Genomic DNA, 19,253 nt, shown 5'->3' on the forward strand with positions numbered 1-19,253 from the left:
CGATTCTAAATTACGCTTTTAATACTAAAAAAATCTTTTTTTACAATAGAAAAATTTTAATGGTATTCGCCAAATAATTTTGAAGCTTCGTTATAAGCGCTTTCAAAACTCGTCGGACTTAAATTAGTAGTTGCTTTTTCAGCAGTGAAGTAGGATAGTAATTTCTCTGTTGGCATATTACCTGTTAGATTATCAGTTGCCATTGGACAACCACCAAAACCTTGAATAGCACCATCAAAACGACGACAACCAGCTTTGTAAGCAGCGTCAATTTTTTCAAACCATTTATCAGGAGTGGTGTGCAAATGAGCTCCAAATTCCACATTAGGATAGGCAGAAATTAGATTTGAGAATAAATAGGATATAACATCTGGCGCAGAACTTCCCACTGTATCAGAAAGCGATAGAATTTTAACACCCATATCAGCAAGCTTGCTCGTCCACTCACCAACAATTTCTACATTCCAGGGATCACCATAAGGATTACCAAAACCCATCGATAAATAAGCTACTACTTCTTTGTTAGTATGATCTGCAATTTCAAGAATCTCTTGTAAAGTGACTAATGACTCTGCAATCGTCTTATGTGTATTTCGCATTTGGAAATTCTCAGATATTGAAAAAGGGAAACCCAAATATTGTATTTCAGAATGTACCGAAGCTAATTTTGCACCTTGTGTATTAGCAATAATCGCTAATAACTTGCTATTTGTTTGAGACAAATCTAGCTGTGATAAAACTTCAGCAGTGTCTTGCATTTGCGGAATCGCCTTAGGTGAAACAAAACTCCCAAAGTCGATACTATCAAAACCCACTCTTAACAAAGCTTGAATATAAGCTACTTTTTTCTCAGTAGGAATAAAGGGCTTAATGCCTTGCATTGCGTCGCGCGGACATTCTATAATTTTTATTGGCTCCATAGGTAGCCAAAGATACTAAAGAAATTCTTTTTACGAAATCGTTTTCTAATTAATATAAAACAGTAAATATTACACTTTATCGTAATATAATTAAATATTACACTTTTATGTAATAAAACAATATATTACACATTATGGTAATATAATTGTTTTTTATCAAATATTAAGTTACTTTTGAAATATGACTGCAATACTCACAGCCGATATAATCAATTCTAGAAAGTTAACGTCCTCAAATTGGATGGATGACTTAAAAGCTCTGCTAAACACCTTTGGCAAAACTCCAAATAATTGGGAAATATATCGCGGAGATGAGTTTCAACTCGAAATAAAAAATCCTGAAAATGCCTTATTTGTTGCGTTCCAAATTAAAGCATTTTTCAAATCAATCAAATTAGATGCTAGAATCAGCATCGGATTTGGTGAAAAAACATTTAAAACACGAAAAATAGCGGAGAGTAATGGAACGGCTTTTATTCGTTCAGGAGAAACATTTGAGACTCTAAAAAAGCAAAAACTAAACTTAGCTATACACTCTTCTAATCAAGAATTTGATCAAGAAATAAATTTGATGCTAAAATTAAGTTTATCTTTCATGGATAATTGGCTACAACAGTCGGCTGAATTTATACTAATTGCATTACAAAATCCAACACTTTCACAAGAAGAAATTGGTTTGAAAATAGGTATAAATCAAGCTGCTGTAAGTAGAAGACAAAAGCGTTCAAACTATGAACTAATAATTGAACTGGAACGTCATTTTAGAAAAAAAATTAAAACAATAGTAGAATGATTCTTTTTGTAAAACTTATTTTAGCCTACTTATTAAGTGATTTTTTATTGCAACCTGCATCATGGGTAAGAGATAAAGAAAGTAAAAAATATAAAAGCATCTATTTCTATAGCAACGCAATAGTATATTTTGCCTTAATATTAATTTTGATTTGTGATATAAATTTTATTTGGATGGCAGCACTTCTAATGCTATCACACGGAATAATTGATTTATTACAATTGAACTTTCAAACAACAAGAACTAAACGAAATTGGTTTTCTGTAAAACATATTTTTAATTTATTAGTTATTATTACCATTGCTTTATCATACAACAATACAACGCTTGACTTTAGTGCGATAGGAAATCAATTCTGGATTGTAGTAACGTCTTTCATTTTTCTTACTAAGCCTAGCTCGATAATTATAAAGAACATAATTTCGATTTGGACACCAGAGAAAAACAAAACAAAATCACTTCAAAATGCTGGAAATTACATTGGAATATTAGAGAGACTTTTTGTATTCTGCTTTATTGTAACAGGACATTTTGAAGCAATAGGATTTTTATTAGCAGCAAAATCAATCTTTCGATTTGGTGATTTAAAAGAAGCAAAAGACAGAATGCTAACTGAATATGTGCTAATAGGAACTTTAATAAGTTTTGGAATTGCTATGGTAATTGGATTTTTAGTTCAAATTAGCTTGGGATTTTCTTTTTAAAATTGCTTTATTAATTGATCTAGTTAAAGCAGGACCTTCATAAATGAAACCAGTGTACAATTGTACTAAACTTGCACCCGCATCTAATTTTTCTAAAGCATCTTTTGCTGTGTGAATTCCACCTACTCCAATTATAGGAAAGGATTTATTACTTTTTTCAGATAAAAAACGAATCACTTCAGTGGAACGACTAGTTAAAGGTTTACCTGACAATCCGCCCATTTCTCCTTTATTCTCTGATTGTAATCCTTCACGTGAAAGTGTCGTATTAGTAGCTATTACTCCCGCAATTTTAGTTTCTTTTACAATTTCAATAATATCTAATAATTGAGAATCAGTTAAATCTGGAGCAATTTTTAATAAGATGGGTTTCTGCTTTGGCTTAGCCAAATTCTTGTTTTGAAGCGTATTCAATAATTGCTTCAATGGTTCTTTTTCTTGTAATTCTCTTAAATTTGGTGTGTTTGGTGAGCTCACATTCACTACAAAATAATCAACATAGTCAAAAAGTGCTTCAAAACATATTTCGTAATCTGAAGTAGCGTCTTCATTTGGCGTTAATTTATTTTTACCAATGTTTCCACCAATTAAAACTCCTTTATTTTTCTTTAATCGTTCCACCGCTTCCTTAACACCGCCGTTATTGAAACCCATTCTGTTGATTATCGCGGAATCTTCTTTTAGTCTAAACAATCGCTTTTTCGGATTTCCCTCTTGTCCAACTGGCGTAAGAGTTCCTATTTCGATAAAACCAAAACCAAAATTTGACAATTCATCATACAACTTAGCATCCTTATCAAAACCAGCTGCTAATCCTACTGGGTTTTTAAATTTAAGTCCAAAAACTTCAGTCTCTAATCGCTTATCATCAACTAAATATAGAGATCTTGAGATTGATGCAAAACCAGGTATTTTAGAAAGCGAACGAATCAATGAAAAAGTAAAATAGTGAACTTTTTCTGGATCAAAACAGAAAAAAAGTGGACGAAGTAGTAGTTTGTACATGAGATAATTGTTGTGTTGTGCAAAAATAGAATTATATAGGTGATAAATAAATATTTACAAAACATTTTACTAAATCATTTTCTTAACCCTAAATAATGCTCCTGAAAAAATGATTATATTTGCATAAAACATAAAAACATGCAACATATTATAGATCGTTTCATCAGTTACGTTATTATAGATACGGAATCTGATGCAAGTTCAGAAACTACTCCAAGCACAAAAAAACAATGGGATTTAGCTAATAAACTGGTCGAGGAATTAAAGACTATTGGAATGCAAGACGTTACAATAGATGATAAGTCATACATCATGGCTACTTTACCCAGCAATGTAGATCATGAAGTACCAACGATTGGTTTCATTTCTCACTTTGATACTTCGCCTGACTTTTCTGGAGCGAATATCAAACCTCAGATTGTACCTAATTATGATGGAAAAGATATTATTCTAAATGCTGAGAAAAATATTGTCTTATCACCAAGCTACTTTAAAGATTTATTGCTTTATAAAGGACAAACGCTAATTACTACTGACGGAACGACATTATTAGGAGCAGATGACAAAGCAGGTATCACAGAAATTGTTACAGCAATGGAATACCTGATCAATAATCCTGAAATCAAGCACGGAAAAATCAGAATTGGGTTTACTCCTGATGAAGAAATTGGTCGCGGAGCACATCATTTTGATGTAGATAAATTTGGAGCTGATTGGGCTTACACTATGGATGGAAGTCAAGTGGGAGAATTAGAGTATGAAAACTTTAATGCAGCTAGTGCTAAAATCACCTTTAAAGGTAAAAGTGTACATCCGGGTTATGCTAAAGGAAAAATGATCAACTCTATGTTAATCGCTAATACTTTTATCAGCAAATTACCGCCAGAAGAAACACCGGAAACTACAAAAGGATATGAAGGTTTTTTCCACGTTCATCATTTAACAGGAAGTATTGAAGAAACTACTTTAGAATTAATTATTCGTGATCATAGTAAGAAAAAGTTTGAAAAACGCAAGGAGTTGATCGAAAAAATCACTCGCAAAATAAACAAGAAATTTGCTAAGCAATTTGGTGAAGATATAGCGATTGCACAAATCAACGACCAGTATTATAATATGAAGGAAAAAGTACTTCCTGTCAAGCACATTGTAGATATTGCTGAAAAAGCAATGAAAGAAATTGGAATAAAACCGTTAATCAAACCTATTAGAGGTGGGACAGATGGTTGCCAATTGTCATATAAAGGATTGCCTTGTCCTAATATTTTTGCAGGTGGGCATAGCTTCCATGGGAAATATGAATATGTTCCAGCAGAAAGTATGCAAAAAGCAGTAGAAGTAATTGTCAAAATTGCTGAACTAACTGCAATACAACCTTCGAAGTAAAGCAAAAAAAATCCCAAATTCTAATGATAAGAATTTGGGATTTTTAATTTATTCAGTAATACTATTTTTTACTTAATGCAGCACTCATTTCCATTGAAATAGCAGAACGCTCCATCTTTAATTTTCCTGACATTGTTTCTACAACAACTGTTGTATCTGCTAACTCAGAAACCTTACCGTGAAGACCACTTTTAGTAATGATTTTATCACCTACTTTTAAAGCGCTTTCAAATTCTTTTTCATTTTTTGCTCTTTTTTGCTGTGGTCTGATCATGAAGAAATAGATCACCACAAACATTAATATAAAGGGTGCAAATTGAGTTAATTGTTCCATAATTTTAATTCTCTTTTTATTTGTTAATTACTACATTAAACCGCGACCAGCTTTAATGATTCTTTTACTTTTTTCAAGTTCTTTTACTAAATTATCTAAAATTCCGTTGATAAAAATACTGCTTTTTGGAGTAGAATATTCTTTTGCAACTTCTAAATATTCATTAAGTGTTACTTTAACTGGAATTGATGGGAATTTCAAAAATTCACAAATTGCCATTTTAAGAATAATAGTATCGATTTCAGCGATTCTATCACTATCCCAGTTAGGAGTCTTATCTAAATATTCCTTTGCTAATTCTTTTTCGTTTAGGACTGTTTTTCTAAACAAATCTTTAACAAAATCCTTATCCTCATTATCTTTATATAATTTCGGAACTCTGAAATTATCATTCTCACCAGATTTTATTGTTTTCAACTGCTTGATGATGTGCGTATTTACTAATGGAATATCATCAACCCAAGTTAATTTATCATCCTCTAGATACTCATACAGCTTTTCATTAGGAACGATAACTTCCATAAATAAGTCAACAATAAACTGTCGGTCTTCTTCAAACTTATTTACAGTATTACTCATGTAGTCAGCATATATCTTACTTGCTTTAATATCACTTAAAAGCAATAAGATATAATCATCGTTCAAAGACCAATTGTTGATCTTGCGATTTTCAAGTGCGATACTTAATGAGTTATTTTCTGAAAGAATTTGAAAAATTTCGTTTTTGATGAATTTTTCATTTGGATTACGCTCTTCTGGAGTAGCAAGATGCTTTAGACTTGATTTATGTAAAAAGACAGTTTCTGTTTTACAAATTTCAATTAGCGAAGAAAGCATTATAAGGTATAAATCTTGAATATTATCGATACTGTAAAAAAGGAACTTTTCTTCTTTCTCTAGATTATCTGAACCGCTTTGATGCATCGCATAAATGGACTGCATAACTTTAACGCGAATGTGTCTTCTATTTACCACCTTGTAAGAACTTTTATTAATTAGCGTGCAAAAATAAGTATTTCCTTTTTCAAAATAAAATATATAATCGCTTATTTTAAAAGTATTAAAAAAACCCTCTCTGTTCCATCATAGTAATGGAAATCAGAAAGGGTTCAATATATAATGAAAACTATTTTTTACTATTCTCTAATTTTCTCTGATCAATACGATTTTGAGCAATTGTCAAAGCCGCTTTATGAGTGGTCATTTTGTTAGCAATAGCAAAATCAAAAATCTCTAAAGTTGTGTTATAGATGTTTTCTGTTTTACGCATGATTTCTTCTTTACCATAATGTTCTAACTCAGCGTACACATTTATGATTCCACCAGCATTGATCAAGAAATCCGGAGCATAAACAATTCCTCTTTCTTGTAAAATTTTACCATGAAAGTTCTCATCAGCTAATTGATTGTTAGCTGCACCTGCTATTACTTTTGCTTTGATCTTATGAACAGTTGCGTCATTTAATGTTGCTCCCATTGCACAAGGCGCATAAATATCAACGTCTGCGCTGTATAAATCATCTCCTCTGTAAATTTCAGCATTATACTTTGCTCCTACCTCAGCTAATCTTTCTTCATTGATATCAGCGATAGTAACTATTGCACCTTCTTTAGTTAAATAATCTACTAGCGTCTCGCCTACGTGACCAATTCCTTGCACTAAAACTTTCTTACCAGATAAAACATCTGAACCATATTGCTGTTTTGCAGCTGCTTTCATTCCTAAATAAACACCATAAGCCGTAATTGGTGACGGGTTTCCAGAACCACCTCTTGATTCAGAGATTCCAGTTACATAAGGAGTTACATCTCTCACGATGTCCATATCGCTGGTTTCCATTCCCATATCTTCAGCAGTAATATATCTTCCGCTTAAAGAATGTACAAATTCACCAAATTTGCGCATTAATTCAGGAGTCTTTTGAGTTTTTGGATCACCAATAATAACTGCTTTTCCGCCACCTAAGTTTAATCCAGTAATCGCTGCTTTATATGTCATTCCACGAGAAAGTCGTAAAACATCATTCAACGCTTCCCACTCTGTTGCATAATTGTACATTCTTGTACCTCCTAAAGCTGGACCCATAACTGAATTATGAATGCCAATAATTGCTTTTAAACCCGTATCTTTGTCGTTGCAAAATACAATTTGCTCATGATCATTAAATGACAATTGACCAAAAACGGGATCCATTTTTTGAAGCTCCTTTCCTGTTGTGAAAGCTGTACTCATAGTGTATATTTTTATATTGATAAAATTACGAATTAGTCAAAAAGACAATTCAAATTTACACAAAAAATTAAAGATGCGTTGCTCTTTTGTCTAAAAATCATTTATTCAATAATTAAATTAATCCTGCGTTAATCATTGAATTTACTAAAATAAAAATTTTATCCTTAAAATAAAATAATTTTAACATAGAATACTTTAAAATAATGAAAGAGTTACGTTATCTAAATAAATACTTCGTTAAATATAAATACAGTTTTTTACTGGGAATCGTTTTTACAATAATTGCGCAGATATTCATGCTTTTTACTCCGAAGCTGATTAGTAAATCCTTTAAAGTTATTGAGGCTTTCGCCAAAGATAAAACAGTGGCTAAAGAAGTTATTTACGACGAATTAATTTCGAACATATTACTGATTATTGCAACCACAATAATTGCAGGTTTTCTTACTTTTTTAATGAGACAGACTTTAATTGTAATGTCAAGACATATTGAATTTGACTTGAAAAATGAAGTTTTTCGTCAGTATGAAAATTTATCGCAAAATTTTTACAAGCAAAATCGCACCGGAGATTTAATGAATAGAATAAGCGAGGATGTTTCTAAAGTGAGAATGTATGTTGGTCCCGCCGTTATGTATACCATCAACACCGCAATTCGTTTTACCATAGTTATTGTATATATGTATAATGTTTCACCGCGATTAACATTATACACTATTTTACCCCTACCTATTTTATCATATGCAATATTTAAGTTGAGCTCTGAAATTAATATACGAAGTACTATTTTCCAACAATACTTATCAAAGGTTTCTAGTTTTTCACAGGAAATTTTTTCAGGAATCCGCGTGATTAAGGCGTATTCGATGGAAGAGCAGCATCAAAACAACATGATTAACTTGGCAAACGAAAGCAAAAGTAAAAGTTTAAACCTAGCTAAAGTGCAATCCTTGTTCGGACCATTAATGCTAGCGCTTATAGGAATCAGTAATCTTGTTGTAATTTACTTTGGTGGTTTAATGTATATCGATGGAACGATAAAAAATATTGGAACGATTGCTGAGTTTATTTTATATGTGAATATGTTAACTTGGCCTGTTGCATCTCTAGGTTGGGTTTCATCAATGGTTCAAGAAGCAGAAGCTTCACAGAAACGCTTAAATGAATTCTTGAAAATAGAACCAGAGATTAAAAACAAAAACGAGAATAAATCAGTTATCGAAGGTTCTATATCATTCGAAAATGTGAGTTACACTTATGAGGACACAAATATCACGGCATTAAAAAATATTTCTTTTACAGTACAAAAAGGGGAAACTTTAGCAATTTTAGGAAAAACTGGATCTGGAAAATCAACTATTCTATCTTTAATTTCCCGCATGTATGACGTAACCGAAGGCGCTATTAAAATTGATAAAAACGAAATCAGTACTATCAACTTATTCGACTTAAGAAATAGTATTGGAATTGTTCCGCAAGATGCGTTCTTATTCTCAGATAGTATTAAGAATAATATAATGTTTGGTAAAGCAGATGCAACTGAAGCACAAGTTATCGCTGCGGCTAAAAGCGCTGTAGTTCACGATAACATCATGACCTTTAACAAGAAATATGAAACGGTTCTAGGCGAACGCGGAATTACACTGTCTGGGGGTCAAAAACAAAGAGTATCGATTGCTCGAGCAATTATCAAAAATCCACCTATTTTATTATTTGATGACTGTCTATCTGCTGTTGATACTCAAACCGAAGAAACGATATTAAACAACTTAAATGAGATTTGTAAAGACAAAACAACCATTATAGTAAGCCATCGTGTATCGTCTGCTAAAAATGCAGATAAAATTATGATTATGGACAATGGAGAAATAATCGAACAAGGTTCTCATAATCAATTGATAAATCAAGGAGGCTATTATGCGGCTCTATATTTGAAGCAACTTTCAGAAAAAGAAATGCTCTAATTGTTGTGTAATACATATTTTTTATAGATTTTTGGGCGCTAGTTAACAACCATAAATTGACAGAAAGGATTATGAGAGAACATGACATGTTAGAAAAAGAAGAGATATTTTCTAAAGTTTTAAGAGCTGGAAGAAGAACGTATTTCTTTGATGTAAGAGCGACAAAAGCAGATGATTATTACATTACAATTACTGAAAGCAAGAAATTTACTGAAGAGGATGGTTCATTTCATTTTAAAAAACATAAAATTTATTTATACAAAGAAGATTTTACTTCATTTGCAGAAATTTTAGGAGATATGACTTCATATGTTTTAAATCATAAAGGAGAAGAAGTGATTTCAGAAAGACATCAGAAAGATTTTAAAAAAGAATACATCTCTGATAAATCAGATGATGATATCATACCACAAACATCAAGCTTTACAAATATAGAATTTGATGATATTTAGTTTTTAATTACTTTACTTACAATTAAAAAAGTCCAAAAGCCACGTGTTTTTGGACTTTTTTTATGATACCAAATAGACAATCATATATGGGTATATTTTTACCTCTACAAAATGCTTTTAATTAGCCTACTCTAAGTCCGTTTTCAATCTTACTATCAGGCGCAATAAGTATGACGTCCCCACCATCACCTACTGCACCAAGAACGAGACATTCACTCATAAACTTGCCTATCTGTTTTTTAGGAAAATTTATAACTGCAATAATCTGTCGACCTACTAATTCATCGACACTATACCTTTGTGTAATTTGAGCAGAAGTTTTTCTAATTCCAATTGTTTCACCAAAATCAATTGTCATTTGATACGATGGATTTCTAGCAGATGGAAAATCGTTAGCAGTTATAATGGTCCCGACGTGCATCGCTACTTTATCAAATTCTGTCCAACTCAACGTCAATTCTGGTTCTATTATTTTCATAGTGAAATTATTTCAAAACATTAAATATATAAATTATGACACCTTTTTTTGAGAACTAAGCAAGAATAGAGGTATAACGAATGCTAAATTTAACATAAATAGAAAAAAAAGTTATTTATAACAAAAAATGAATGTATTTTTGCACTGTGTAATTTAATGTTTATGAAAACTTTTCCTAACGTGCCGTCTACTTGTACCTCTTTCTTCAAAGAGGCTATCATGCTTGTCGCTAAATTTTCACATTCAAAAGCCTTTGTCAATTAGACCTTCGTCTAAATAAAACAATATACTTCCAGACGAAGGTTTTACAATACATCATTTACTTACTTACTCCTCGGTTTTAAAAAACACCATTTTTAAAATCCAAATCTAATTTAAAAAATTTAAAAACATGTTTTTAAAAAAATTAGCAGTACACCAAATAATTTGGGTAGCTACCATTTCGTTTTTAATTATAAGTTGTTTATTGGCTTACTTAGGTGATCTTAATTACTTCTTTTTAATTATTCCATTATTTTTAATGCTATTTCTAGTTCAGGATACTTTCCAAGCTAGTCATACTATTAAAAAGAACTATCCGATTGTAGGTAGATTTAGATATTTACTGGAGTCATTTAGACCAGAAATTCGTCAGTACTTTTTTGAAGGAGAATTAGACGGAAAGCCTTTTAATCGCAGACAGCGTTCTATTGTATATCAAAGAGCAAAGAACGTGAAGCAAACAATTTCGTTTGGTATGCAAGATGATCCAAATCGAATTGGATACGAATGGGCAGCCCACTCAATTTACCCTAAAAGAGCTGACAAACAATTCTTTAGAACAACTGTTGGAAACGAGCAATGTTTACAACCATACAGCGCAAGTATTTACAATATTAGTGCGATGAGTTATGGTGCTCTAAGTAAAACTGCTATTTCTTCTTTAAACAAAGGAGCTCAAATAGGAGAATTTGCACACAACACTGGTGAAGGTGGAATTAGTGATTTTCACTTAGAAGGCGGTGATTTAATTTGGCAAATTGGAACAGGATATTTTGGCTGTCGAAATGACGATGGTTCGTTCTCAGATGAATTATATGCTGAGAAAGCAAATTATCCTCAAGTCAAAATGATAGAATTGAAATTATCTCAAGGAGCCAAGCCCGGACATGGTGGATTATTGCCAGGTGAAAAAAATACTCCTGAAATAGCGAAAATTAGAAATATAAAGCCCCATATTGCAGTGCATTCTCCAGCAGGACATACAGCGTTTACAAATAGCGTAGAATTACTGCAATTTTTGCAAAAAATGAGAACACTTTCTAAAGGAAAACCTGTTGGATTTAAAATTTGTATTGGTAGACAAGATGAGTTTATCGATATAATTAAAGCAATGAAGAACACAGGAATTGTCCCAGACTTTATCACCATTGATGGTGCTGAGGGAGGAACAGGAGCTGCACCTCTCGAATTTATTGATTATATGGGAATGGCAATGGCAGATGGAGTTATATTTGCTAGTAAAGTTCTAAAAGAATACGGTCTTAGAGATCAAATAAAAATTATGGCTTCTGGAAAAATCATCACTGGCTTTGATATCGCAAAAGCGATTTCTTTAGGAGCTGATGCTTGCTATAGTGCAAGAGGAATGATGTTTGCTTTAGGATGCATCCAAGCGTTACAATGTGATAGCGGAAAATGTCCAGTAGGAATTGCAACTCAAGACCAAAAACTATACAAAGGATTAGACATTACTGATAAAAGTGTACGTGTTGCACATTTCCACAACAATACTTTGAAAGCTTTCGCAGAATTCATTGGAGCTTGTGGTTTTGACAGTCCAAAAGCGATTACTCCAAATGTATTTTACAGAAGGATTGATCACAAAACGAATGAGAGTTTTGCGTCATTATTTTTTAACGATGTTGAAAATATAGCAAAAAAAGAAAAAATAAACTTAAATTAAATCATCATGAAACCAACACCTGTTTTAACAAGTACTGATTATAACACTCTGAGAGAATTAACTAAAAGCGCAAAAGACAGCACTAATATTAGAGAAATTGCGTTGCTGACTCAAGAGTTAGATCGTGCAATCATCAATAAAGATGGTGTTGTTGACGATACAATTGTTCGCATGAATTCTCAAGTAACAATTGAGGATGTAAAAACTAAGCAACAAATGAAAGTTCAGATAGTACTGCCTTCACAAGCAAACTTGAAAGAAGGAAAAGTTTCTATACTTGCACCTTTATGCGTAGCCATAATTGGTTTTCAAGAGAATGCTGAAGTAGAATGGCAATTGCCTTCAGGAATTAAAACCTTAAAAATAATTACTGTAACAAACGCTTAAAACCGTTTTTTATAATCTCTATTTAAAGCATCTTCTACATGAAGGTGCTTTTTTTTTGTTTATGGAAATCACAATAATTATATCAAATTTTCACGAACGTAAAAACGATGGTATACTGAAAATACTTTTGTTTTTTTTTCAAAAAAAAATACCTTCATAAAGCAAATCGCTTATTGAAGGCATTTTTAATATAGTAAGACTCTATTTCTTTTTCGAACTTAAAAATTTTAAATTCGACTCAAATAAATCTTTATTTTACTTCCATTAATTCAACGTCAAAAATCAACGTAGCATTTGGTGGAATTGCTCCTCCAGCACCACGAGATCCGTATCCTAAATGCGATGGAATAACGAAACGAGCTTTGTCACCAACTTGTAACAATGCAATACCTTCATCCCATCCTTCGATTACTTGACCTTGACCTAATCTAAATTCGATTGGTTTTTTTCTAGGATATGATGAGTCAAAAACTTTACCGTTCTCTAATGATCCCTCATAGTGAACTGCTACTGTTTTTCCGCTTTCTGCTCTTTTACCTTCACCTCTTTGAATGAATTGGTAGCGCAAACCACTTTCTGTTTTCTCAAAACCTGCAGCTAATTTTTCCATTGCAGCTTCTGCTTCTTCTTTTAAAGCAATATCACGTTTGTTACGTGCTCCTTTAAAAGAAATAAAAGCTTCAATTGCATTAAAGTTTTTAGCTTCTTCTCCTTCTCTAATGATTTCAATAGACTCTAACGTATCACCTTGCTCTACTGCATCAACAATATCTTGACCTTCGATTACATGACCAAAAACAGTATGTTTATTATCTAACCAGTCTGTTGGGATATGAGTGATATAAAACTGTGAACCATTAGTTCCAGGTCCAGAATTAGCCATTGCTAAAACTCCCGGACGATTGTGTTTTAAACTTGGGTGAAATTCATCATCAAATTTATAACCTGGATCTCCAGTACCCGTTCCTTGTGGACAACCACCTTGAATCATAAAATCAGGAATAACTCTGTGGAATTTTAATCCATCATAAAAATTAACTCCTTGTGGCTTAACTTTATTTTCTAATTTTCCTTCAGCTAATCCTACGAAGTTACCTACGGTACCTGGAGTTAAATCGTGTGTTAGTTTTACTAAAATAGCACCTTTAGTGGTGTTAAATTTAGCATATATTCCATTTTCCATTTTTGTATAATTTTTATTGAAATGCAAATTTACGAATTTAATTATAGAATTACCAAAAGTTAACTTTAGCTATTATTTATCAAAGCTCATTGTATTAAACATTACTACATAGCCCAATTGTTTATTAATTATAAGGAATATTAAGCAGCTTACGAATTAGAGCAATTTAAAAAACGTATAGATTTTCTAACTCGAGCAAATATTTATTATTAAGTTCTTTTTTATAAGCACAGAGAGTCTGAATTAATAGATGATTTTTAAGCAAACAATTCACAATAAGGTGAAATCGAAGAACTCAAAAAAAAAGTGGCATCCCTTACGGAATGCCACTTTTAGAAAATATACTATTTAATTATTTAGTATTTAGTCCCGCATTATTCAAATACGAGTCTACCTGCATCTCTTTACCGATGAAATCTTTGAATGCTTTATTAAGATCTACACTATTACCAACAGATAAAATATATTTTCTAAAACGTTCGCAATTTTCTCTTGTCATTCCACCATTTGCTTCCATCCAGTCGTATACTGTATAATCTAAAGTTTTAGACCATGTATACGCATAATATCCTGCTGAGTATCCGCCACCCCAAATGTGAGCAAAATAAGGTGTATGATATCTAGTTGGAACTTCGTTAACCAAAAGACCGTATTTAGCAAGTGCTTCTTTTTCGAATTCTAATGTTGGTTTAAAATCCGACTCTTTTTCTACACTATGCCAAGCCATGTCAAGCGTCGCAGCAGCTAAAAGTTCTGTTACTACATAGCCTTTATTGAAAGTGTCTGCTTTCTTAATTTTGTCAATAAGCGCTTGTGGAATTACTTCTTTAGTTTTATAATGAATCGCATAGTTTTTTAAAACTGTTGGATCTAAGGCAGCATGTTCATTAATTTGTGAAGGGAATTCAACGTAATCTCTTGGCACTGATGTTCCAGAAAGAGATTCATATTGCTGGTTTGCAAATAATCCATGTAAAGTATGACCAAATTCATGGAACATCGTAGTAACATCATCAAAACTTATTAATGATGGATTACCGTCGATAGGTTTAGAAAAGTTATAAACGTTTACAATTACCGGCTTTTGTTTCAAGTAATGAGATTGATTAACAAAAGTATTCATCCATGCTCCACCATTTTTATTATCTCTAGTATAAAAATCTAAATAATAAATCGCGATTGAAGAACCATCATTATCAAATACTTCATAAACTTTTACATCAGGATGATAAACTGGTAAATCATTTCTTTCCTTAAATGTTATGCCATACATCTGCTTTGCAGCAAAAAACACTCCTTTTTCTAGGACAGTTGAGATTTCGAAGTAAGGTTTGATCTCACTTTCATCTAAGTCATATTTTGCTTTTCGAACTTGCTCAGAATAAAAGCCCCAATCCCAAGGCTCTAATTTAAAACCGCCTTTTTGAGTATTAATTAAATCTTGAATTTCTTTAGCTTCAATTTTTGATTTTGCCACAGCTGGAGCAGCAATTTTTGCTAGCAGTTCCATTGCTGGAGCAGGAGTTTGCGCCATTTGATCTTGCAATTTCCATTCAGCAAAGCTCTTTTTACCCATTAATTTAGCTTTTTGCAAACGCAATTTTGCTATTTTCTCTAGTACTTCACGAGTATCACCATCGTCATTTTTTTCAGCACGCATCCATGAAGATTTGAATATTTTCTCTCTACTGACACGATTTGTTAAACTTGCTAATACTGGTTGCTGTGTTGTGTTTAGTAATGCAATTAAGTACTTACCGTCTTGGCCAGCTTCAGTTGCATTTAATTTTGCAGCAGCGATTTCTGCAGCACTCATTCCGTCAAGATCTTTTGCACTATCAAAAACTACAGCACCATTTTTTCTAGCAATCAAAAGCTTATTTCCATAAAGAGTGCTGAGACTTGCTAATTCTCCGTTGATCTGTTTCATTTTCTCTTTATTTGCAGGAGATAAATTGGCTCCAGCCAATTCAAATTTCTGTAAATAATATTCCGTTAGTTTTTTATCTTCACCTTTTAGTGATTTTAGATCAATAGCCTTAAAGCGACTATACAATTGACTGTTTAGGTAAATTTTATCATTATGAGCTGAGAATATTGGAGCATATTCCGCTTCCACAGATTGTAAAGTTGGATTCGTATTAGAACCCGTAAGATTATAAAAAGCACTAGTTGAACGATTTAGATCTACTCCACTTGTCTCTAAAGCTACAACAGTATTGGCAAAAGTTGGTTTCGCTTTGTTTGTCGCAATTTTTGTAATTTCTTGATCGTGGACTTTCAAAGCATAAACAAATGCAGGTTTGAAATGTTCATCTTTAATAAGATTAAAGCGTGGCGCTTGATATTGCAGTGTGCTACGTTGCAAAAGAGGATTTGTCATTTTCACTGACTGTTTTTGTGCATAAATTGATGATAATGATAAAGATGCCACAAAAACAGCAGCACTTGTCAGCACTATTTTAGAAATAAATCGCATAAGTTATATTTTAAATTTTTTGCATAAATATAGTGATAAAGAATAGGTTATTTTTTTCATGCATCAGTTAAAAATTACTTAAATACCACTTCCTCACATTTACGAGTGATGTCACATTTTCTTATTTTACAAAAAAAATCTTTATCTAAGTGCTAATATATATTTGGCACTGAGATGCATTATAAATTTCAAAGCAATATTGAAATAAAAAAGCAAATTAAAGTTATAAGCCACTTTAATATAGCTGATATTCCAAAAACTTAAGTAATTTTAGCAGTCGAAATAATGTTACAAAACCAAAATTAAAAACCAAGATTTCATGAAAAATTTTCTGATTTACTTTCTATTTCTTTGCGCTATTGCAAATGCACAGCAGCCTGTTACATTAGACTATTATCTTCCTCAAAACAGTAATTACAATAAAAACATCCCTACACCTAAAAGTATTTTTCATTTTGAATTAGGAGAAATGCACACGGATCATACGCAAGTTGCTTTATACATGAATGAAGTTGCAAAAGCATCCGATAGAATGACAATTGAAACAACAGGATACACTTATGAAAATAGACCACTGCAATTGCTTACTATCTCTAGTCCAAAAAACCTTGCTAATATCGACGCAATTCTTAAAAGACATCAAGCCGTAGCTGATTCGGGAACAAATAATAATGATGTTTCTGATTTGCCTATCGTTGTTTATTTAGGTTATTCAATTCACGGAAATGAATCTAGCGGAACTGGAGCAGCTATCGCTTTAGCTTATTACCTAGCAGCGTCAGACAGTCCTGAGCTTGAGAAAACATTAGAAAATACAATTATTTTATTAGATCCGTGCTTTAATCCTGACGGTTTACAACGCTTTTCTACGTGGGTAAACAGTAGTAAAAGCAAAAGCTTAGTAACTGATCCTAATGATCGTGAGTTTAACGAAATGTGGCCTCGAGGTCGTTTTAATCACTACTGGTTTGACATGAATAGAGACTGGTTGCCTGTGCAGCTTCCAGAAAGTCAAGCGAGAATAAAAACTTTTAGAAAATGGCTTCCCAATCTTTTATGTGATTTTCACGAAATGGGAACTAATTCAACTTACTTTTTTCAACCAGGAGAACCAAGTCGAACGAATCCTTTAACTCCAGCCTTGAATCAAGTTTTAACTCGTAAAATCGCTGGTTATCATGCTAAGGCTTTGGATAAAATTGGAAGTTCCTATTTTATTGAAAAGAATTACGATGATTTTTATTATGGTAAAGGCTCTTCATATCCAGATATCAACGGTTCTATTGGTATTTTATTTGAGCAAGCAAGCTCGAGAGGTCACGCACAAGAAAGTGCTAATGGAATTTTGACTTTTCCTTTTACGATACGAAATCAGTTTACAACTAGTTTGTCATCAATTCAAGCGGCTTATGAAATGAGAAAAGAACTCTTAGAATATCAAAGAGATTTTTATGTAAAAGCTAAAAATGATAGTAAAAAAAGCGCTGTAAAAGCATACATATTTGGTGACGAAAAAGATGCAACTAGAGTAAATGAGTTAGCAAAAATTTTACATCAGCATAAAATTGAATTGCTAAAACTAAAAGAAGATGTTACAATCAACAAAAAGAAATTCGATAAAAACTTAAGCTATATAATTCCAGTTGAACAGCAAAACACAAAGTTAATCAACGCTATATTTGATAGACAGACAAAGTTTAAGGACAGTTTGTTTTATGATATTTCTACTTGGAGTTTTGACTTGGCTTTCAATCTAAATTTTGAAACGACAAACTCTCTAGCGCAAGCAGGTTCTAAATATGAACCCGTAATGAAGAATGGTTTAGTTTCTAAAAAAAGTGACATTGGCTATTTAATCGAGTGGACTGACTACGATGCTCCAAAGTTATTAAACCAAATTCTTTCTAAGAACTTACGCGTTAGGACGACTAAGCAACCTTTTAATTCTAATGGAAAAAAGTACTCTTATGGAAGTCTTTTTGTTCCTGTTCAAAATCAAGAAATGGACGCTGAGGCGATATTCAATTACTTAAACAAAATTATTACAGATTATTCTATTGAAATTACAGGAGTAGAAACTGGTTTTACTGATGGAATTAATTTAGGTAATCCAAGCTTTGTTACCTTAACTCAACCTAAAGTTGCAATGATCGTAGGTCAAGGTGTTGACGCGTCTGATGCAGGTGAGATTTGGCATTTATTAGATCAGAAAGCAGCGATGCCATTGACAAAAATTAATATTGAACAATTACAAAGTGCCGACTTAAATCGATATACCACTCTAATTTTAGCAAATGGAAATTATTCTGGTTTTTCTATGAAAGCAATTTCGAAAATAGAGCAATGGATACAAAATGGCGGTACTCTTATCGCTTATCAAGATGCTATAAAGTGGTTGAACGATTCTAAGTTTATAGATTTAACATTCAAAAATATAAAAACTGAAGCAAAAGACGTTTCTTATGAAAAAGCGGGCGATTACCGTGGTGCCCAACTTATTTCTGGTGCTATATTCGAAACAAAACTAGATCTTTCCCATCCTATTAATTATGGTATGCCGAGAAATACATTGCCTATTTTTAGAAATACTTCTATTATTATTGAACCAAACAAAAGTAGTTTCAACAACCCAATTCAATACACTAAAAATCCACTGATAAGCGGTTATATTTCTAAACCAAATTTGGAACTATTAAAGGAAAGTGTGCCGTTTCAGTCTATCAAAAAAGGAGACGGTAAAATTATTGTTTTTACAGACAATACCAACTTTAGAGCCTTTTGGTTGGGGACAGAAAAATTGCTGTGGAACGCAATTTTCTTTAGTAATTTGATGTGAAAACGGATCTATTTATTAATACATTTTTGATTCTTATAAATTAAAATTTAGTCCTGCTTGTTTTCATCTTGCAGGACTTTCTTTTTGATTCCAACTTTAACGATATTAATAAATACAGAGAAAATACAGCACAAGCTTCTGAAAAAAAAACGTT

Annotated in this window: 16 protein-coding genes; 8 read left to right on the forward strand and 8 right to left on the reverse strand. The window is 32.3% G+C overall.

Annotated features, from left to right (window positions below; translation table 11 throughout):
* Positions 1-56 precede the first annotated feature (56 nt).
* Positions 57-920 (reverse strand): hydroxymethylglutaryl-CoA lyase, encoded by an 864-nt coding sequence (locus RCH19_RS04125; protein WP_343022158.1) that lies wholly within the window; start codon positions 918-920, stop codon positions 57-59.
* 181 nt (positions 921-1,101) lie between these two features.
* Between RCH19_RS04125 and RCH19_RS04130 the strand changes: the two genes are divergently transcribed.
* Both RCH19_RS04130 and RCH19_RS04135 read left to right on the forward strand, forming a co-directional pair.
* Positions 1,102-1,713: a SatD family protein gene (locus RCH19_RS04130; RefSeq protein ID WP_343022159.1), complete on the forward strand. Its 612-nt coding sequence runs from the start codon at positions 1,102-1,104 to the stop codon at positions 1,711-1,713.
* Entirely contained in the window at positions 1,710-2,417 is a 708-nt protein-coding gene (locus RCH19_RS04135; protein ID WP_343022160.1) for a DUF3307 domain-containing protein, read from the forward strand. Before RCH19_RS04130 ends, RCH19_RS04135 begins: the two co-directional genes overlap by 4 nt.
* Here RCH19_RS04135 and RCH19_RS04140 read toward each other — a convergent pair.
* Entirely contained in the window at positions 2,385-3,422 is a 1,038-nt protein-coding gene (locus RCH19_RS04140) for a quinone-dependent dihydroorotate dehydrogenase (RefSeq protein ID WP_343022161.1), read from the reverse strand. The two genes, RCH19_RS04135 and RCH19_RS04140, sit on opposite strands and share 33 nt — an antisense overlap.
* Positions 3,423-3,560: 138 nt before the next feature.
* Between RCH19_RS04140 and pepT the strand changes: the two genes are divergently transcribed.
* On the forward strand, positions 3,561-4,808 hold the full coding sequence (gene pepT / locus RCH19_RS04145; protein WP_343022162.1) for a peptidase T: 1,248 nt from the start codon (positions 3,561-3,563) through the stop codon (positions 4,806-4,808).
* Positions 4,809-4,869: 61 nt separating this feature from the next.
* On the opposite strand, the gene yajC is transcribed toward pepT, so the two are convergent.
* The 3 genes from yajC to RCH19_RS04160 all read right to left on the reverse strand — a co-directional run bounded on the left by yajC (position 4,870) and on the right by RCH19_RS04160 (position 7,375).
* The gene (gene yajC / locus RCH19_RS04150; RefSeq protein ID WP_121925633.1) at positions 4,870-5,142 is read right to left on the reverse strand and encodes a preprotein translocase subunit YajC; all 273 of its coding nucleotides are present in this window, start codon (positions 5,140-5,142) and stop codon (positions 4,870-4,872) included.
* 30 nt (positions 5,143-5,172) lie between these two features.
* Positions 5,173-6,084 carry a transcription antitermination factor NusB gene (gene nusB / locus RCH19_RS04155; RefSeq protein WP_121925710.1) on the reverse strand — a complete coding sequence of 304 codons (912 nt, stop codon included), beginning with the start codon at positions 6,082-6,084 and terminating at the stop codon, positions 5,173-5,175.
* 184 nt (positions 6,085-6,268) lie between these two features.
* Positions 6,269-7,375, reverse strand: coding sequence for a Glu/Leu/Phe/Val dehydrogenase (locus RCH19_RS04160; RefSeq protein ID WP_343022163.1), 1,107 nt, complete (start codon positions 7,373-7,375; stop codon positions 6,269-6,271).
* A 203-nt stretch (positions 7,376-7,578) separates the two neighbouring features.
* Here RCH19_RS04160 and RCH19_RS04165 point away from each other — a divergent pair, with 203 nt between their 5' ends.
* Together RCH19_RS04165 and RCH19_RS04170 are read left to right on the forward strand one after the other, a co-directional pair.
* On the forward strand, positions 7,579-9,339 hold the full coding sequence (locus tag RCH19_RS04165; RefSeq protein WP_343022164.1) for an ABC transporter ATP-binding protein: 1,761 nt from the start codon (positions 7,579-7,581) through the stop codon (positions 9,337-9,339).
* Between the two features lie 71 nt (positions 9,340-9,410).
* The gene (locus tag RCH19_RS04170) at positions 9,411-9,791 is read left to right on the forward strand and encodes a PUR family DNA/RNA-binding protein (protein ID WP_343022182.1); all 381 of its coding nucleotides are present in this window, start codon (positions 9,411-9,413) and stop codon (positions 9,789-9,791) included.
* Between the two features lie 121 nt (positions 9,792-9,912).
* Here the strand turns inward: RCH19_RS04170 and RCH19_RS04175 are convergent, their stop codons facing one another.
* Positions 9,913-10,269 carry a tRNA-binding protein gene (locus RCH19_RS04175; protein WP_343022165.1) on the reverse strand — a complete coding sequence of 119 codons (357 nt, stop codon included), beginning with the start codon at positions 10,267-10,269 and terminating at the stop codon, positions 9,913-9,915.
* Positions 10,270-10,660: 391 nt separating this feature from the next.
* Between RCH19_RS04175 and RCH19_RS04180 the strand changes: the two genes are divergently transcribed.
* Both RCH19_RS04180 and RCH19_RS04185 read left to right on the forward strand, forming a co-directional pair.
* A complete protein-coding gene (locus tag RCH19_RS04180; RefSeq protein ID WP_343022166.1) occupies positions 10,661-12,214 on the forward strand; it encodes an FMN-binding glutamate synthase family protein in 1,554 nt (517 codons plus the stop codon).
* A 6-nt stretch (positions 12,215-12,220) separates the two neighbouring features.
* Positions 12,221-12,601, forward strand: coding sequence for a GreA/GreB family elongation factor (locus tag RCH19_RS04185; protein ID WP_121925639.1), 381 nt, complete (start codon positions 12,221-12,223; stop codon positions 12,599-12,601).
* Between the two features lie 250 nt (positions 12,602-12,851).
* Here the strand turns inward: RCH19_RS04185 and RCH19_RS04190 are convergent, their stop codons facing one another.
* Both RCH19_RS04190 and RCH19_RS04195 read right to left on the reverse strand, forming a co-directional pair.
* Positions 12,852-13,784 (reverse strand): peptidylprolyl isomerase, encoded by a 933-nt coding sequence (locus RCH19_RS04190; protein ID WP_121925640.1) that lies wholly within the window; start codon positions 13,782-13,784, stop codon positions 12,852-12,854.
* A 352-nt stretch (positions 13,785-14,136) separates the two neighbouring features.
* Positions 14,137-16,263 (reverse strand): M3 family metallopeptidase, encoded by a 2,127-nt coding sequence (locus tag RCH19_RS04195; RefSeq protein ID WP_343022167.1) that lies wholly within the window; start codon positions 16,261-16,263, stop codon positions 14,137-14,139.
* A gap of 319 nt (positions 16,264-16,582) precedes the next feature.
* On the opposite strand from RCH19_RS04195, the gene RCH19_RS04200 reads away from it, so the two are divergent.
* Positions 16,583-19,099 (forward strand): M14 family zinc carboxypeptidase, encoded by a 2,517-nt coding sequence (locus RCH19_RS04200; RefSeq protein WP_343022168.1) that lies wholly within the window; start codon positions 16,583-16,585, stop codon positions 19,097-19,099.
* The last annotated feature ends 154 nt before the right edge of the window (positions 19,100-19,253 follow it).

Source organism: Flavobacterium sp. PL12 (assembly GCF_039123485.1).
Taxonomy (GTDB): domain Bacteria; phylum Bacteroidota; class Bacteroidia; order Flavobacteriales; family Flavobacteriaceae; genus Flavobacterium; species Flavobacterium weaverense.

Coding starts and splice junctions, on each gene's coding strand:
- RCH19_RS04135 (WP_343022160.1), top strand. CDS start 1,710: ATGATTCTTTTTGTAAAACTTATTTTAGCCTACTTATTAAGTGATTTT.
- RCH19_RS04170 (WP_343022182.1), top strand. CDS start 9,411: ATGAGAGAACATGACATGTTAGAAAAAGAAGAGATATTTTCTAAAGTT.
- RCH19_RS04140 (WP_343022161.1), bottom strand. CDS start 3,422: ATGTACAAACTACTACTTCGTCCACTTTTTTTCTGTTTTGATCCAGAA.
- RCH19_RS04190 (WP_121925640.1), bottom strand. CDS start 13,784: ATGGAAAATGGAATATATGCTAAATTTAACACCACTAAAGGTGCTATT.
- yajC (WP_121925633.1), bottom strand. CDS start 5,142: ATGGAACAATTAACTCAATTTGCACCCTTTATATTAATGTTTGTGGTG.
- RCH19_RS04180 (WP_343022166.1), top strand. CDS start 10,661: ATGTTTTTAAAAAAATTAGCAGTACACCAAATAATTTGGGTAGCTACC.
- RCH19_RS04195 (WP_343022167.1), bottom strand. CDS start 16,263: ATGCGATTTATTTCTAAAATAGTGCTGACAAGTGCTGCTGTTTTTGTG.
- RCH19_RS04185 (WP_121925639.1), top strand. CDS start 12,221: ATGAAACCAACACCTGTTTTAACAAGTACTGATTATAACACTCTGAGA.
- RCH19_RS04165 (WP_343022164.1), top strand. CDS start 7,579: ATGAAAGAGTTACGTTATCTAAATAAATACTTCGTTAAATATAAATAC.
- RCH19_RS04130 (WP_343022159.1), top strand. CDS start 1,102: ATGACTGCAATACTCACAGCCGATATAATCAATTCTAGAAAGTTAACG.
- pepT (WP_343022162.1), top strand. CDS start 3,561: ATGCAACATATTATAGATCGTTTCATCAGTTACGTTATTATAGATACG.
- nusB (WP_121925710.1), bottom strand. CDS start 6,084: ATGCAGTCCATTTATGCGATGCATCAAAGCGGTTCAGATAATCTAGAG.
- RCH19_RS04200 (WP_343022168.1), top strand. CDS start 16,583: ATGAAAAATTTTCTGATTTACTTTCTATTTCTTTGCGCTATTGCAAAT.
- RCH19_RS04125 (WP_343022158.1), bottom strand. CDS start 920: ATGGAGCCAATAAAAATTATAGAATGTCCGCGCGACGCAATGCAAGGC.
- RCH19_RS04160 (WP_343022163.1), bottom strand. CDS start 7,375: ATGAGTACAGCTTTCACAACAGGAAAGGAGCTTCAAAAAATGGATCCC.
- RCH19_RS04175 (WP_343022165.1), bottom strand. CDS start 10,269: ATGAAAATAATAGAACCAGAATTGACGTTGAGTTGGACAGAATTTGAT.